We start from the raw sequence: 1,736 nt of genomic DNA, 5'->3' as shown, positions 1-1,736 counted from the left end.
CCCCCAGACCTGCCGATGACGCTCGAGCCACAGGTCGACCCGGAGGTCGACCATGTCCGCGGCCCGGACGACGCACGACTCACACTGGTCGAATACGTGGACTTCGAGTGTGCCTTCTGCGCTCATGCCACCGGTGGATGGGACGATCTGCACGATCACTTCGGTGACGACCTACGGTACGTCGTACGCCACCTGCCGCTCGTCGATACCCACCCCCACGCGATGCTCGCAGCACAGGCAGCAGAGGCTGCTGCCCGCCAACAGATGTTCTGGGAGTGGCTCGACTACGTCTTCGCTCATCAACAAGACGGCCTCGAACGACACGACCTACTCAGATATGCCGACGACATCGGCCTCGACACAGCTCAGTTCGCCGACGATCTCGATAGCGACGAGGTCATTGAACGTGTCCGGCGAGACATGCGCAGTGCGCACGCAAGCGGCGCTCGAGAAACACCCACGTTCTTCATCGAGGGTTGCCGAGTACTCGGCAACTACGACGCCCGCACTCTGACCAGAGAGCTCGAGGACAGCCGACGTGCCGCACGTACACAAGTCCCAGCCCTGTGACAGTCCCTGACCCAGCGTGAACGGGCCTGACTAGGGGCGACGAAGATTTGCCGTATCGCAGTTGCACTACCACGCGCGAATCGCGAGAGGTGTCAAGATCACGCCTTCAGAGAATTCGTCGGCGTATCGACTTGGCGTTGATTGCAACGCATCTCGGATACGTGACTCGTACTTGGACAAATAGGCGGTGAGACGTTCCGGCGTGTCACTGACCGGAGCCAGCTGTGCCCTACATTCCATCGTGAGGACACCGTTTCCTAGTGTTCCGTCGCCATCGAGATGGAACGACACCAACGAATTCGACACGATGTTTTTGATCTTCCCGGCCCGCGGCTGACTGATCACGAAGATGGTGTCTCCGTCGAAATGGAACCACACATAGGAACTCTGTGGCTGCCCGTCTCGCCGAACGGTCGTGATCCAGCCAAAATCCGCAGCACGGAGCCTGGATGAAGAATCTCCACTGATCGTGATCACTGTGGCTCCCAAGAATGTTTTCGACGACAAACTCTCATCGTCACGACGCACCCATTTGGTTCTGCCGAGTCGCCCGGGAAAACTCCACCACAAGGGCCGCATCAAATAACGCGAGATCGCCTGCGCTGCGGCCAGTAACTAGCACGGATGAACCACTTCGGTCGACGAACATAGATTTGTCGACCCAACTACCTCCCACGCCGAGGATCTCGGCTTCCAGAGTCGGGTTGGCGGTAACGGTTCTGCCGCTGAGCACATCAGCGCTGACCAGTACGCCCGATGCGTAGTCGATAGCTGCGACGGGCTTACCCGTATCGCAAAACTCTCGGACAAACTTCACAGCGGCATCTTGTAAGCGCAGACTGTCCGGGGTCGCAAGCACGCAAGGCAGCACTAACGCATCGAAACTAACCGGGGTCGCGCCCTGACGGCCATCACTGGGCTCGAAGCTGTCCGCAGCGGGAAGACGACGCAGAGCACGAACAGTGTCATCCCGAATCGACAACAGACACGGTCTGCCGCCTGTCTCCTCGACGATTCGCCAGGACGACGTGAGTTCGGCGTGGTCAACTGCCTCGGGTGCGACGAGAAAAGCAACGGCGGCACCGAGTAATTCATCAGCCATGACTCAAGTATTCCTTCCAGATGCCGCCCGAAGTCGAGGCATCACCCCTGTGACTTCACTCCGA

3 protein-coding genes are annotated in these 1,736 nt (G+C 59.2%); 1 reads left to right on the top strand and 2 read right to left on the bottom strand.

Features of this window, described 5'->3' with window-relative positions; genetic code table 11:
• Window positions 1–570, top strand: a 570-nt coding sequence (locus GOOTI_RS01925; RefSeq protein WP_007236862.1) for a DsbA family protein, incomplete at its 5' end; no start/stop codon positions are given.
• A gap of 66 nt (window positions 571–636) precedes the next feature.
• Here GOOTI_RS01925 and GOOTI_RS24915 read toward each other — a convergent pair.
• Entirely contained in the window at window positions 637–1,047 is a 411-nt protein-coding gene (locus tag GOOTI_RS24915; protein WP_169315778.1) for a pyridoxamine 5'-phosphate oxidase family protein, read from the bottom strand.
• Window positions 1,048–1,087: 40 nt separating this feature from the next.
• Window positions 1,088–1,672, bottom strand: a complete 585-nt coding sequence (locus GOOTI_RS01915) for a DJ-1/PfpI family protein (RefSeq protein ID WP_007236860.1) — start codon at window positions 1,670–1,672, stop codon at window positions 1,088–1,090.
• Window positions 1,673–1,736 lie beyond the last annotated feature (64 nt).

The sequence above is a fragment of the Gordonia otitidis NBRC 100426 genome (assembly GCF_000248075.1).
In the GTDB taxonomy this organism is placed as follows: domain Bacteria; phylum Actinomycetota; class Actinomycetes; order Mycobacteriales; family Mycobacteriaceae; genus Gordonia; species Gordonia otitidis.
This window is presented reverse-complemented; position numbering and strand designations above follow the sequence as displayed.